This window comes from Microcoleus sp. LAD1_D5 (assembly GCF_036702115.1).
GTDB lineage: Bacteria > Cyanobacteriota > Cyanobacteriia > Cyanobacteriales > Microcoleaceae > Microcoleus.
In genome coordinates this window covers 64,738-78,676 of the sequence record NZ_JAUBSA010000024.1, presented here as the reverse complement: position 1 = coordinate 78,676, position 13,939 = coordinate 64,738, and the positions used below count along the sequence as shown (strand labels likewise).

At 44.4% G+C, this 13,939-nt stretch carries 11 protein-coding genes and 1 CRISPR repeat array; of the genes, 7 read left to right on the top strand and 4 right to left on the bottom strand.

Annotation, left to right across the window (positions count from 1 at the left end; genetic code table 11):
* Positions 1–90 precede the first annotated feature (90 nt).
* The 3 genes from QUA70_RS12840 (at position 91) to cas2 (ending at position 2,609) form a co-directional block, all read left to right on the top strand.
* Positions 91–678, top strand: coding sequence for a hypothetical protein (locus QUA70_RS12840; protein WP_333347439.1), 588 nt, complete (start codon positions 91–93; stop codon positions 676–678).
* A gap of 2 nt (positions 679–680) precedes the next feature.
* Positions 681–2,180, top strand: coding sequence for a hypothetical protein (locus tag QUA70_RS12835; RefSeq protein ID WP_333347437.1), 1,500 nt, complete (start codon positions 681–683; stop codon positions 2,178–2,180).
* A 147-nt stretch (positions 2,181–2,327) separates the two neighbouring features.
* The gene (gene cas2 / locus QUA70_RS12830; RefSeq protein ID WP_333347433.1) at positions 2,328–2,609 is read left to right on the top strand and encodes a CRISPR-associated endonuclease Cas2; all 282 of its coding nucleotides are present in this window, start codon (positions 2,328–2,330) and stop codon (positions 2,607–2,609) included.
* Positions 2,610–2,796: 187 nt separating this feature from the next.
* Positions 2,797–4,896: direct repeats of the CRISPR family, unit length 36 nt; unit sequence CTCCCCACTCGTTGGGGAAACTAATTGAATGGAAAC.
* A gap of 135 nt (positions 4,897–5,031) precedes the next feature.
* On the opposite strand, the gene QUA70_RS12825 is transcribed toward cas2, so the two are convergent.
* The 4 genes from QUA70_RS12825 to QUA70_RS12810 all read right to left on the bottom strand — a co-directional run bounded on the left by QUA70_RS12825 (position 5,032) and on the right by QUA70_RS12810 (position 8,589).
* Positions 5,032–5,157 (bottom strand): hypothetical protein, encoded by a 126-nt coding sequence (locus tag QUA70_RS12825; RefSeq protein ID WP_333347430.1) that lies wholly within the window; start codon positions 5,155–5,157, stop codon positions 5,032–5,034.
* A 45-nt stretch (positions 5,158–5,202) separates the two neighbouring features.
* Positions 5,203–5,811 (bottom strand): transposase, encoded by a 609-nt coding sequence (locus QUA70_RS12820; RefSeq protein WP_333347427.1) that lies wholly within the window; start codon positions 5,809–5,811, stop codon positions 5,203–5,205.
* A 224-nt stretch (positions 5,812–6,035) separates the two neighbouring features.
* The gene (locus QUA70_RS12815) at positions 6,036–6,638 is read right to left on the bottom strand and encodes a Uma2 family endonuclease (protein WP_333347424.1); all 603 of its coding nucleotides are present in this window, start codon (positions 6,636–6,638) and stop codon (positions 6,036–6,038) included.
* Positions 6,639–6,927: 289 nt separating this feature from the next.
* Complete coding sequence (locus QUA70_RS12810; RefSeq protein WP_333347421.1) at positions 6,928–8,589, bottom strand: glycosyltransferase family 39 protein; 1,662 nt, start codon at positions 8,587–8,589, stop codon at positions 6,928–6,930.
* A 74-nt stretch (positions 8,590–8,663) separates the two neighbouring features.
* Here QUA70_RS12810 and QUA70_RS12805 point away from each other — a divergent pair, with 74 nt between their 5' ends.
* The 4 genes from QUA70_RS12805 to QUA70_RS12790 form a co-directional block, all read left to right on the top strand.
* Positions 8,664–10,151, top strand: a complete 1,488-nt coding sequence (locus tag QUA70_RS12805; protein ID WP_333347418.1) for a hypothetical protein — start codon at positions 8,664–8,666, stop codon at positions 10,149–10,151.
* A gap of 68 nt (positions 10,152–10,219) precedes the next feature.
* Complete coding sequence (locus tag QUA70_RS12800; protein ID WP_333347415.1) at positions 10,220–10,393, top strand: hypothetical protein; 174 nt, start codon at positions 10,220–10,222, stop codon at positions 10,391–10,393.
* A 118-nt stretch (positions 10,394–10,511) separates the two neighbouring features.
* A complete protein-coding gene (locus tag QUA70_RS12795; protein WP_333347413.1) occupies positions 10,512–10,916 on the top strand; it encodes a DUF4347 domain-containing protein in 405 nt (134 codons plus the stop codon).
* A gap of 779 nt (positions 10,917–11,695) precedes the next feature.
* Positions 11,696–13,939 (top strand): DUF4347 domain-containing protein (locus QUA70_RS12790; protein WP_333347410.1); only part of this gene is annotated, 2,244 nt, incomplete at its 3' end.

Genomic DNA, 13,939 nt, shown 5'->3' with positions numbered 1-13,939 from the left:
AAGTTAATAGTTGGGATTCAATCCAGTCAAGCAAAACTTTCCATTATATCATAAAATTATTTTGCAAGAGGTCTAATTAAATTTTCTCTCTTGCTTGGCGGTTTTGGCAAGTCGTGGCGGCGGGTCGATCACAGCCTGTTTTTCCCTGAGTATTTTAAGAGAAATGACAAACCTGCGATCGGCTGCCACTGGAAGTTTAATGAAAGTTCAAAAACTTTGTACGTCACGGCTGCTAATCCTGACCTCAGCAATATTACTAAATTTCTGGCAGAGGGTCAGCAGAGGGCAATAGAATGGTTAACAGTTAATCATTTAGAACCTAGTCATCAGGTTATGGCTTGGCGTGAAGTCTGGCATCCCGACAAAGTGGAAGTTTGGGGAAGAATCGCTGAGGATCAGCATAGCAGTGAAGCAATTAAATGGTTTCACGGGCCGTACTCAAAAAATCAGTCTATTAACCAAAGCGATTTGACGGGAAAACTAAATAATATTGGTCGCATTTGGCACCGGATGTATCCCCGCTATCTCACAACTAGAAACGGAGAATTGAGACAAAAAAGGCAAGAGTATGTAGAGCTTTTGACTATTTTTCCAGATAAATCGGACAAAACTCAAGATTTTCTTGAGTTTTTACAGAATCAGAGCGACTTTATAAAACTTTGGCCAACTGAGGAATAATTATGAATATCTGGATTGTGACAACTGGCAGCAGCGATGTCAAGCTCAAAACTGATGACAATTGGGGTACTTTGTTCAAAAAGGTGAGAAGTCAATTATACGATCGCCGTTTTGTACCTACACAACCGCCGAATACTGATGATGAGGAACCTTTCATTGTACCAGCTAGAGCGATGGGGATGGTTTATGGCAGCCAGTTAACAGATGAATATTATGAGGATTTGCACTTTCCGCTTCTTGATGCTTTTTCGGCAAAGCTGTTAGAGAAAGGGAAAACAAATCCTGACAAAATAATCTTGATTATGACCGATCAGGAAGCGGTTTTTGATGAGGAAGATAGGAGAGTAGAGAAAAGTCCTTATTGGCAGGATACTTGCACGCTCAAACCGATATTTGAGCAATATTTTAAGAAAAAATTTCCTCAAGTTCAATCCATTGATTACTTAGAATTGAAACCTAAATCCAAAGATGAGGGATTAGATAGTTGGAATAAAGCACTGTTTCTGGTTCAACAAGCTTTGTCTAGTTTTGATTTAGATAAAAGTGCAAACTTTTTTGTCAGTCATCAAGCTGGAACTCCGGCAATTTCTTCGGCGGTTCAATTTGAAACGTTAGCAAAGTTTGGTAAAAAAGTCAAGTTTTTGGTTAGCAACGAGTATGAACCAGATTTAGCCAAAAAGGGTGATTTCATAGAAAGCTCTACTTATTTACAGGGGATGCAAGTTCAAGAAGCAAAAGCGCTATTAAGGCGTTATGACTATTTGGGAGTAGAGCGCATTTTAAACCTTTACTGGAAAGATTCTTCTGATCCGCTATTGCTGGAAATTCGTGACTTGTTGGCAATGGCTATGCAGTGGAATTTTGCTAAGTTTGAAGATTTTGGTAATGCTAGGGGAGAGGTTGCAAAAGAGCGTTTAAATCAGTGGTGGTGGATGGGTTATGAGGCTGCTTATTTGGGAGTAGTGCGTCTCAGACAGGGAAACACTGTTGAGGCTCTATTTCACAGTTTTAGGGCGGTGGAAGGATTGATTAAAAAATGGGCATTAGATAAATATAAGCCACAAATTCAATACTCTAATCCCAATCAACCAAGTACAGCATATATCCATGATGTAAATCTGCCTCAGAATTTACGATATTGGTTTAATGCAAATAGAAATGATAGGTACAATAATGTGGGTTTGTTTGGTAAAGCATTATTTACTTTACTGGAAGCGTCTTATCCAAAGAATCAATGGGATAAAAATGTAGATATCCAAGTAGTTGCTGGCAATACCATAGATGAGAGAAATGTGACTTTTCATTCTTTGCATGGCTTGCAGGAAGAAGATGTGTTCAAGGCTTGGAATACTGACAAGCCAGAGAAATGGGAATCACGAGTTTTGGGCTGTTTGAATTTTGTTTCAAATCAAAACTTTGTTTCGTTAAAATCGGCGAGTTTGATGGCGAAGGTGCATGATGAATTGGTGGATGCGCTCGCCCGTTACGAACTGCAAACATAAGCAAATAAATCCGCCACGGATTTACGGATTCGCCGAGGTTTCAACCCCTGAGTGACTAACAAACTTAACTAAAGTTTTTCTCTTGAACTTGCATCTGAAGCTAAACTTTACCATCCCTATTCAACACCAAATAGAATTCGATAAAGTATGCTGCTTTATATCGTTGTCTACGATATTCCGGTTGACAAGCGGAGGCAAAAGGTGCATGACTTGCTCAAAGGTTATGGCAATTGGGTGCAATATTCTACTTTTGAGTGTGTGCTACCCACTGCGAAGTTTGCAGAACTCCAGCGGCGACTCCGAAAGTTAATCAATTTAGATGAGGACAGTATTAGGTTTTATCCTGTGTCGGGGCATACTTTGGGCAATGTTCAGACTTGGGGGGTGGGCCCGCCTGTCACTGAATTGCCTGGGTCGGTGATTATCTAATATCACTCGCGAGGGCTGAAAGAAATGGCTGTGATGACGGAAATTCGTTGGAGCCTTCGATATACTGCTCTGTAAGGGTTTCACGTATTAGTAACATAGGTTGGGAGGGTGTTTGTACAGAGATTTTTGGGAGTCCTCGCAAATGGCCTCTGGACATCTTGTGCTGTATGAGGTTTAATGTAGAGGCCTCCCCACTCGTTGGGGAAACTAATTGAATGGAAACATCAGACAATCCCCTAAGTAGTGAGGGAAATTTTTAACTACTCTCCCCACTCGTTGGGGAAACTAATTGAATGGAAACAATTCGATGCTAATTTGATAACCGTGATAGTCTGACTCCCCACTCGTTGGGGAAACTAATTGAATGGAAACGGCATTCTTAAGAGATAGAAAACACGAAGCTTTAGATTTGAGACTCCCCACTCGTTGGGGAAACTAATTGAATGGAAACTTAACCGCGTAAGATGTGACTTGGCCTAACTTGTTTTTTCCTCCCCACTCGTTGGGGAAACTAATTGAATGGAAACATCCAACAGTCATACACTACATCTACCCAAGCATCCTCTCCCCACTCGTTGGGGAAACTAATTGAATGGAAACTTTCCTCAACTACTGGCTCTGGTTGATCGACTTCCTCGGCTCTCCCCACTCGTTGGGGAAACTAATTGAATGGAAACATCATCCAAGTAGCGTAGTCATCGAACTGCTTGTCTAACTGCACTCCCCACTCGTTGGGGAAACTAATTGAATGGAAACATAATGAACTCATAAGCTGGATAAGGATAGATTGTCTCCCCACTCGTTGGGGAAACTAATTGAATGGAAACACCAACCATTTATTTGGCAAGCTCCTACTATCTCGCTCCCCACTCGTTGGGGAAACTAATTGAATGGAAACCTTGCAGGAGATTCCACTGCGCGCCACAAGTAAAAACAGTTTCACTCCCCACTCGTTGGGGAAACTAATTGAATGGAAACGCTAGGGGGTAGAAAGAGTAGTATTGATCGACTGATGAAGACTCCCCACTCGTTGGGGAAACTAATTGAATGGAAACACTTTTTTTGCTTGCTCATAAGTGTTAGGATTCTTTAGAGCGTTGACTCCCCACTCGTTGGGGAAACTAATTGAATGGAAACTTAAGAGTCTTTTCTATAGCTAACCCGCCTTTATTATCTAGATATCCCCACTCGTTGGGGAAACTAATTGAATGGAAACGCAATAGCAGAAGCGAGAAGCATATTGATTGGATTCTCCTCCCCACTCGTTGGGGAAACTAATTGAATGGAAACCACACTCGACGGTAGCCCCTCCGCTCTTGGTGAAATTTCAACTCCTCCCCACTCGTTGGGGAAACTAATTGAATGGAAACTGATGTTTAGCGACTTTATAGCCCGTCATTAAATCACTCCCCACTCGTTGGGGAAACTAATTGAATGGAAACGTCCCTGTTTCATCTTTCACATCTTGATAAGAGATCTAAACTCCCCACTCGTTGGGGAAACTAATTGAATGGAAACATCTCTCTTATCATTGTTACTGAGTTGACATAAAAATAAGCTCCCCACTCGTTGGGGAAACTAATTGAATGGAAACTCCTCGGAGATTAAATCCATATCCAAGTTGTACATTTTTGCTCCCCACTCGTTGGGGAAACTAATTGAATGGAAACTCAAATCGCGATCGCATTTCTTCCTCTGTGCCGCTCTCCCCACTCGCTGGGGAAACTAATTGAATGGAAACTGATCTCCTTCAATTGCAGGATTGGCATCCTTAATTGTTAAAACTTCGCTCCCCACTCGTTGGGGAAACTAATTGAATGGAAACTGAGCATCGCCCATATCAATAATTTCCTGACGCTTACTCCCCACTCGTTGGGGAAACTAATTGAATGGAAACTTGAGCATCTAAAGCCGATAGGTAGTCGGGTTATCTCTCCCCACTCGTTGGGGAAACTAATTGAATGGAAACTTTTTCAATGCAATGTAGACGTTTAGCTCCCCTAACTCCCCACTCGTTGGGGAAACTAATTGAATGGAAACACGATAGCGTGTTCTACGATATTATCGGCTTTGAATTGTTCGTAATAACCTCCCCACTCGTTGGGGAAACTAATTGAATGGAAACTCTAAATATGCCTTTCCATTCTGCCTTTTTGCCTTTATTCCTAGCTTTTCCCTCCCCACTCGTTGGGGAAACTAATTGAATGGAAACCTGATGTGATCTCCTGTTTGCGTAACTGTTTAACAGTAACTCCCCACTCGTTGGGGAAACTAATTGAATGGAAACGCTCGACATCCTCAAGTTGGGTGGGGGCGGGTTTTTGAGATTGTTAGTTTTTCACATAGATTGTTGGTGAAACCAGCCCCGGAGGGCTATCGTAGGGGCTGGTTTTGCGAATAATATTTAATACCAGCAGACAATCTAGATAAACCCGCCCCCACCCAGCCGATCGCCCAGATTAACTTTAGGGTGCGATCGTATTTCACAAATGTAGATGCCGATTTGTGGTTGAGTGGGGGCGGGTTTTTGAGATTGTTGGTTTTTCACATAGATTGTTGGTGAAACCCGCCCCGGAGGGCTATCGACACAATGTTATAGTACGATCGACTGTAGATAAGATTTGCCATTACATTCGATCGACAGCGGACTAGATTCATTAATTTTGACTGAATTATGAGGATATAATTCATCTTTGGCCCACGACAAAGAATTATTAATGATGTATTCCCGAATAGCAACTAATGATTCTTCATTGCGGATGATATGTTCGTAATAACCTCGTTGCCAAACTGATACGCCAGTCAAACATCGCATTTGGTTAATTCGCCGCGCTGAAGATGTTTTCAGACCCCGCACAATTTCCGATAAAGGATGGATTTTTGATTTTGTCAGCGCCAATTTATCCGATTCTGTATAATTTATTTCTGGGCTGTCTTTCAAAACAATAATCCCGTGGACGTGATTTGGCATCACAATAAAATTATCTAATGCCACATTTTGATAACGTTTGGGAAGAATGCTCCAATTGAATAAAACTGTTTTACCATAGGGACTCAATTGCATTGTATGATCAATGACTTCGCCGAATAAACATTCACGCTGCCAACTGCAAATAGTGATAAAATACGCACCGGGAGTGGTATAATCATATCCAGGCAGGCGAATTGAGTGGCGGTGGTGTTTGTTGCGATCGTATTTCATAATCTTTTTCCCACAAACACAGGCGGTAGGGGCGGGTTTTACGAATAATATTTAATACCAGCAGACAATCTAGATAAACCCGCCCCCACCCAACCAATAACCTAGATTAACCTGATGTGCGATCGTATGCAAAGAATATTGATTCGGATTTGTCGTTGGGCAGGGCGGGTTTATTTATGTTCTTAATTAGTGGCACAGATGGTTGGTAAAACCCGCCCCTACAATCATTTTTCAGGTGCAATTTCTTGATCTACTTGTTCAAAATTCACTTTATTATATATATCTGCCACAGCAATTTCAAAGGATACTGAAGCAAGCGCGATCGTCTCATCCGATTCATTGTACTCAGCAAACGACCATCGCTTATCATCCGTCTTAGAAAAATGTTCGATATATCTCCGATTTTGGTCGATCAATAAGTATTCTTCAAGAGTGGGAATCGTGCGGTATCCCTCAAACTTTTTGCTCCGATCGTATCCTTTAGTTGAAGCTGACAAAACCTCAATAATTACCCTGGAATTGGTAATCGTATCGGTGCGGTTATTATAATACTCCGGCTTCCCAACCACTAACATCACATCGGGATAGGTATAGATGCGCTTCTTGGGTATCCACAAGCGGACATCGCTCATAAACACTCGATAGTCGAGTTTTTTGAACGCAAAATTTAGTTCGGTACTGAAGTTTAGCGCTATTTGATTGTGATTTGTAGAGCCACCGGCCATAGGAAATATTTCACCGTCAATGTATTCGCTTTTGTAGTCAGCAGCTTCCTCTAGTGCTAGATATTCCTCGATCGAGTAGTATCGTTGTTCAGTAAGTTGCATAGTTCTATTAAAGAGCATTTAACTGAGGCTTTTGTTTAGTGTAACATTTTTGGGTAAGCTTTTTAAGGTTGAGTTTGTGTAGGGGGTTTTTGAGATTGTTGATTTCTCACATGAATTGTTGGTAAACTCGTCCGCACATAGCCGATCGCCTAGATTTATCTGATATGCGATTGCATCCCAAAAATGTAGATTCGGATTTGTCGTTGGGTGGGGGCGGGTTTTCGAGATTTTTGGTCTGAGGCGATTATGGTTGGTGAACCCGCCCCTACGGTAATTTGGGGAAACACGCTTATTTTCGAGTTACCAAAACCCAGTCGTCCGCTGTTTTCACAACCTCAGCATTCTGCAAACCTAAATGTTTTAAAACTGGTTTTTCTAACAGAAAATAAGGTTGAGGAAGAGTTTGCCATTTCTGTTTGAGCGTCGGCGCGTCGGCGACAATAACTTGGCGTTGACTATAAAAATTCAGCGATGGACGGCCCAAGCGGTGAGAAGTAAACACTTGTTGACCGGCCGGAGTTCCTGTGCGGACAATTTCGGCGATCGGCTTAACCGGATAATCCTCCGCCAGTTCCCAAACCCAGTTATCAGAAGCCATCAATACCAACAGCGTCAGGTAAGTTCCCCAAATTAAAACTAATATAAACTGCCGGTCTTTGCGGTGCAGCAACACCGCCGCCATTGTCATTGTCAAAGCTACAAACATCAGCATTAACTGCAAATCTCGCTCTGGAGGCGCAATTTGTCCCCCGATCCGTACCCAGCCACTGAAGTACACGCAACCGACGACAGCAACTATAGCCAGCACTGCCAAAATCGCGGGATGAGGCAACAAAGAAATAGCATCAAAACGTTCTTCTGCTTCCTCTTTGACGGGCTCTGGCGGCAGCCACAGTTGCTCCCAAACTTCAGCGAGATAACTGCCAACAGCAAGAGCAAAAGCTGGATAAATTGGCAAAACATACCACGGCAATTTAGTAGTCATCACAGAAATAGCCAGCAGATATACTCCAGTCCAAATTAATACTAATTTGGGCCCGGGAAAATTGCGATTTTCCCAACTCAAACGCAGCCCTTGTAGCCAAAATAACTGCCACGGCCAAGCTAATTTTAAAATTTCTAAAAGATAATACCAGGGCGGGCCTGTGTTATTGCTCACAGGTTCCGAAATGCGCCGAAAAGATTCGTTAACTAAATTAGTGTGGATGAAATATTGACCGTAGTGCAGCCATTGGGCAAAATACCAAGCAGCTACTGGCAATGTTCCGATCGCCAATCCGCCCCAAAGATACCCAGAAGTGAGGAGTCGCGGGGTATCCCAAACCAAAAAAATACAGCCAACAGCGCCCAGCAGCAGCCCCAACATCACGCCTTTAGTCAGGCAAATGAGTCCGAACCCAATCCCCGCCCCCAAAGCGTAGCGCAAGTCGCGGCGCGATCGTAGCAAACACCAAATCGCCCCCAGCAAAAAACACAAAACCGCCCCATCCAACATCGCCAAACGTCCATGCCGCACCACCGGTAACAGCGTCAGATAAACGAGGGCAGAAAAAATGGCGATCGACCGTCTAGGAAACAACTCCCTGCCAATGGCGTAAAGCAGTGGCACAGAAGCGGCCGTCAGCATCGCCGGTACCAACCTCGCCGTCAATTCGCTGACCCCGCCGACGGCAAAACACAGCCCGATTAGCCAGTGTACCAGCGGCGGTTTGTTGAAATAAGGCATAGAGTCGATCGTCGGATACAGCCAATTTAAGTTGCCGCGCCAAATTTCGCGACTTACCTGCGCTGCAATGCCTTCATCCCAATCCCGCAAAGCCACGCCGCCCAGATTCAGCCCGAAAATCAGCACTGCCGCCAACAGAAAAGCCAGCATCCACAGTTTGTCTGTAAAGCGCTCATTCCAGCGATTTTTCGGTTTGCGGCCCAGGAATGGAAAGATTTCTGACATAAGTTAAGAGAGTTTTGAGCGTCCCAAACTGAGGGTAAACTTAGACAGCAGTTATTTGCGACTAGGAAAATACCATGAACTTGCCTGTAATTATAGATATTATCATTGGCTTAGTCTTTATCTACCTGACTTTAAGCTTGCTAGCTTCGGAAATTCAGGAACTGATTGCTACTGTTTGGCAGTGGCGGGCGGAACATTTAAAGAAGTCGATCGAAGTGCTGATTTCTGGCGGCAGCGACTCCGCGAAAGATCCCCTGCAATTTAAGAGAGTCGGACAGTTAGCCCATTCGATTTACGCCAATCCGATTATCAAAGATTTGAATCAGGGAGCGAAAGGGCTTTTCTCAGAGGGATTCCGCTCTGTTACGCACCGCCTGGGGGATTTGTACCACGGAGTTACGGGTACTAAAAATGTTTTCGGCAATAAATCCAGTGGGCCTTCTTATATTCCAGCCGAGTGTTTTTCGGCTAGCCTTTTGGATACTTTAAAGGTTTCTAGTTTGCTTAGCTCTATCTCTAAAACCAGAGTGGAAAGATTTAAAAATTTACAATTAGCACAAATTCAACAGATTGGACAAAATCTGAGTTTGCCGGATGCTACAAAACCGATTATTGAGCAAGAATTTAGGTGGCTGACTGCGGAGTTCAATCGAGTTGTTGAAGATTATCAAAACAATTTAGCAAGTTTGAACAACAGTTTAGATCGAATGTCGGAAAAGCTAGGATTTTATATTAAGGATTCTCAGGTTTATCTACCAGAAACCGAGCTGGCAGGGAGAGAATTTCAGAGGCAGATGGCAATTGTGAAGGCTCGTTTTGACAGCCCAAGTGAGCGGGTGGCGCTGCTGGGGCAACTGCAACCGAGTTTCAGCAATCTGTTAAATACTGTTAAAAAAAGTCAAGATTCGGTAGCAGAAATTATGGAGCTAAAAGAGGAGAGTCCGATTTATCAACAAATTCAAGAAACCTTGGACAGTATGCCAGAATCTTTGAAACGCAGCCTTTATATTTTAGCGCAGCGCGCTGAAAAAGGCGGCGGAGATACTCAAGAGCAGTTGCAGCGGTTTCAGAAAGAAATTGAAATTTGGTTTGACCAATCGATGGAGCGTGCTTCTGGTGTTTACAAGCGGAATGCCAGAGGGGTAGCGATTTTGCTCGGAACTGCAATCGCTGTCGCTGCTAATGCTGATAGCATTCATATTATTAATCGGTTGTCGAAGGATTCGATGTTGCGATCGACTGTTAATTTGTACGCTGAGCAGTTGGTGGAAAAAAATGCTAGGACTAAATTAGATAATTTAACAAGTCTGAGAAAAGTTCAAAAGGATGTAGATATAGCTTTGGATGAGGTAGCTCTGCCTTTTGGATGGAGCGAACAGAACAGCTTGGAACGAGATAAGCAGGGGAATTTATTGTGGCCGGCTTTGATTGCAAGATTGTTTGGTTGGATATTGAGCGGCGTAGCTATTTCTATGGGGGCTGCTTTTTGGTTTGAGGCGCTCAACAAGATTATTAATATTCGCAATGCAGGGAAAAAACCGCCATCTTCCACAGAATCTTGAGCGGTGCAGTTGCGAGGCCAATCTACTAACTGTCATACCCTTTTAAATTTTAGATTTTAGATGGCCGAATGACTGAAGACTATCGAGGTTTGAAGCACGGGCTTACGGTGGGATTCTTTTGTGAAAGTGGGATCACGGACAGGATACCGGATCGATCGGTAATTGCGCGTTTGCCGGAAGTAAGGGAAAACACGCAGAATATAAATTCCGTGCGATCGCGGATGGCAGTGCTGCAGAAATAGGGCAAACTGATAGATAGGTTAAAGAAGAATGAGCGAAATAAACAAGGTCGCTGGCAGTTTCAGAAGCTCTGACTCCAAGGCTGTATCTACCGCTAAACACACTTTTGGAGGACGGAATATGTTGACTTCTTTAAGGGAAACGACTCCCGCCTCGGAATACGCAACTCCCCCATCCAAAAGCTTTGTATTCAAGGACTCCAGCATCAATCAAGGTGGATATTTTGTTTCCAGAATTTTGGCTGGGGAATCTGACTGCATCGAGAAAATAACCTCGGCACTTCAAAAATATGCCTCTATCCTTAGAGAGATTGACAAAGTTTGCACAACTTCTGATGGCAGCTCGAACCAACTGCAATTAGGCTTTGTTATCCTCAGTTCAGATTACCTCGATCCATACAAAAGTCAATTCCCAAAATCGCACAGTTCCCTGACTCAAAACAGCGGACTTGGTTCGTGTTATGCCGATCGATATAGTGATACACTCAACAACGGCGGTGGGCGCGATCGACTGTTTGCTAATTAAGGAGAGTGATGGAATGGAGGGTGTGGAACGTACCGAGGGCGATTGGGCCCGAATGCAATTGTAATTAGGGACGCAGGTGCGATCGCAATCAACGATTTGATCTGACTTAATCTGCAATCAGATCAACTCCCGCTAAATAATTTGAATCACGTTTGTAGTGAGGAGGGCAGTCCTCAAAGTGTAGGTAGCACGCCATAAGCCAATTGATTTCTAGCGATGGGTTCCACTTAATATCAGACTGTTTTGAGTGTTAGTAAATACGACCCAACCTTCCGGGTAATAAGTATTTGGATGTATCGCAAACCTAGCAACTTCAAAGCATATAGAATTATTCAAAATCTACATAATTCAGTTTTTCGTTAGATGAAATATAGCTAGGGAAACTGTAGTGCATTGTGCCTATATGTAAAATATCACACTCAAATAAAAACTACTAAATATAATTAATAGGAGTTATTCTTGGGGGAATTACCCCCAGCATTTCCGAATACCTGAACTCCCGCTACTGTTAGCCAAATAAGGTCGAAGAAATTTGGATGATAGAACCTAGATTGATTTCTTTGAATATTCGCAATAAGTGTTGTAATATATTCCCAGCGGTAGAGGTTTAAATTTCCATTGTGGTCAGGTGCAAGTGATAAATATGATAAGAATAAATTAATCAAAATTTTGGAAAAAGTGCACCATGTTCCAATTTAGTGTTAAGATATAATGAAATAAGCCTGATGAGATTACTCCGGGGTGTATCTACTAATAATGCCCTTAATGGAGTCTCCAATATGAGTTCTACATTCGCTCAAGTTAACTCACAATCTTCTTTTGAAAAACTGCCACTTCGCTCCTTAGTCTTCATTGACTCCGGCGTGGAAGATTACGAGTCACTTACAGCGGGAGTGCTGCCGGGACAGCAGGTAGTAATACTCGATCGCACCAAAAACGGCATCGAACAAATCACCTCCGAAATGGAAAAATACGCCTCTACTAACGGGGCGATTGACTCGGTTCACATTATTTCTCACGGCAGTTCTGGCAGCCTACAATTAGGCAATACCGCTCTGGGTTCAGATAACATAGAGCAATACAAAAGTCAGTTGGAAAAGTGGCAAAGTTCACTAGCACCACAAGCAGACATCATGCTGTACGGCTGCGATGTAGCAAGCGGTACAGGTGCTAATTTTGTCGATCGATTCAGTCAATTAACCGGGGCTGACGTTGCGGCATCCACCAACACAACTGGCCGTGGCGGCGACTGGAATTTAGAATTTGCCTCTAGCCAAATTGAATCTCCCTTAGCCTTGCAGCCAGAGGCTATGGCAAGTTACCAAGGTGATTTAGCTACGATCGTAGTAGCCAACAATAGCGATAGCGGGCCGGGTTCATTAAGGGCTGCGATCGCCACCGCTGTTGCCGGCGATATAATTACCTTCGCTCCAGGTTTAGCCAGCCAAACTATTACCCTCACCAGCGGTCAACTCGATATTCCCGTTGGCAAAAACATCACCATTGACGGCGCCGCCGCAGCGGGTTTAACTATCAGTGGTAACAACGCATCCCGCGCCTTTTTTGTCAATGCCAACGTTGCGACTGCTACCAATTTTGTGGTCAAAAACCTCATTATTACTAACGGCAAAACTACGGATCGAGGTGGCGCGATCGGCACAACCGACGAAGTAAACCTCACAGTAGAAAACGTTCAGTTCAACAACAACGTCGCCGATAAAGGCGGTGGCGCAATTTTTGGTAATTTCAACAATACCCTGACTGTTACTAACAGTAAATTCAACGGCAACGTCGCCACCTCCGCTAACGATGAACGCGGTGCAGGTGCGATCGGCTTTTTGAGTTTCAAAACTTTTACAGTTACCAACAGCGACTTCACCAACAACAAAGGAATTAACGGGGGGGCAATTAACAGCCTTCAAGGTAAGCTGACAATTGACAACTCCCGATTCATCGGCAACGACACCACCGCAGCCGTTTACGCAACAGGCCAAGATAATCCGTTTTTAAGGGGTTTTGGCGGCGCAGTTTACACAGACAGAGCCAGCAATCCGAGCGAAGCTTCCGGCACAATTAAGATTACCAATAGCGTATTTCAAGACAATAAAGGTCGAGGTGAAGGAGGCGCAGCTTATCTGTTCACCGGCAGCCAAGACAAGGTTATTTTGGAAAAGAGCACCTTCCAAAATAACGAAATTCTGGCGCTACCCAACGGTGGAAATCCTGGAAATGGTGGTGGGGTAACGATTTTGAGCGACAGCACCAACCAGGGATTGACCATTGCCAACACCACCTTTGCCGGCAACAAAGCCGGCAATCAAGGTGGCGGCCTGTGGATGCGAAATGCCCCTACTACGATTACTAACAGTACGTTTTCTGGCAACTCCACGGCGTTTGCTGCTGGTGATTTCAACAAACTCGGCGGTGCAATGACTCTTGGTGCACCCACAACCATTCTCAACACGACGATCGCCGATAATTCTGCCGGCTGGGTTGGTGGAGGTATCTTCGCTTCGGCCAATAATGTCACCCTCAAAAACACGATTCTTGCCAACAATACAGCGGCTAACGGAGGAAACCCTTGGGGCATTCAGCAACACGCCACCGCCCAATATAGCGATCAAGGAGGGAATTTTCAGTGGCCGCTGATTGACACCGATACCAAGGTGACGACAAGTGTGACGATCGCAGACCCCTTACTTGGCCCTTTGCAAAACCTCAACGGCGCTTTAGTCAGGCCCCTGCTGACAGGAAGTCCCGCAATTGATACAGGGATTGCCACCGGCGCACCCGCTGCAGATCAGCGTGGCGTGACTCGCCCTCAAGATGGCGACAGCATTCCAGGTGCGATCGTGGACAGCGGCTCTTTTGAATTGGGAGGTAGTGTCGTCCCGGCGCCAACTCCGACACCCGCGCCGGCCCCAACTCCGACGCCCGCGCCGGCGCCGACTCCGACACCCGCGCCGGCGCCAACTCCGACACCCGAACCGGCGCCAACTCCGACACCCGAACCGGCCCCAACT

Coding starts and splice junctions, on each gene's coding strand:
- QUA70_RS12835 (WP_333347437.1), top strand. CDS start 681: ATGAATATCTGGATTGTGACAACTGGCAGCAGCGATGTCAAGCTCAAA.
- cas2 (WP_333347433.1), top strand. CDS start 2,328: ATGCTGCTTTATATCGTTGTCTACGATATTCCGGTTGACAAGCGGAGG.
- QUA70_RS12820 (WP_333347427.1), bottom strand. CDS start 5,811: ATGAAATACGATCGCAACAAACACCACCGCCACTCAATTCGCCTGCCT.
- QUA70_RS12815 (WP_333347424.1), bottom strand. CDS start 6,638: ATGCAACTTACTGAACAACGATACTACTCGATCGAGGAATATCTAGCA.
- QUA70_RS12810 (WP_333347421.1), bottom strand. CDS start 8,589: ATGTCAGAAATCTTTCCATTCCTGGGCCGCAAACCGAAAAATCGCTGG.
- QUA70_RS12805 (WP_333347418.1), top strand. CDS start 8,664: ATGAACTTGCCTGTAATTATAGATATTATCATTGGCTTAGTCTTTATC.
- QUA70_RS12800 (WP_333347415.1), top strand. CDS start 10,220: ATGACTGAAGACTATCGAGGTTTGAAGCACGGGCTTACGGTGGGATTC.
- QUA70_RS12795 (WP_333347413.1), top strand. CDS start 10,512: ATGTTGACTTCTTTAAGGGAAACGACTCCCGCCTCGGAATACGCAACT.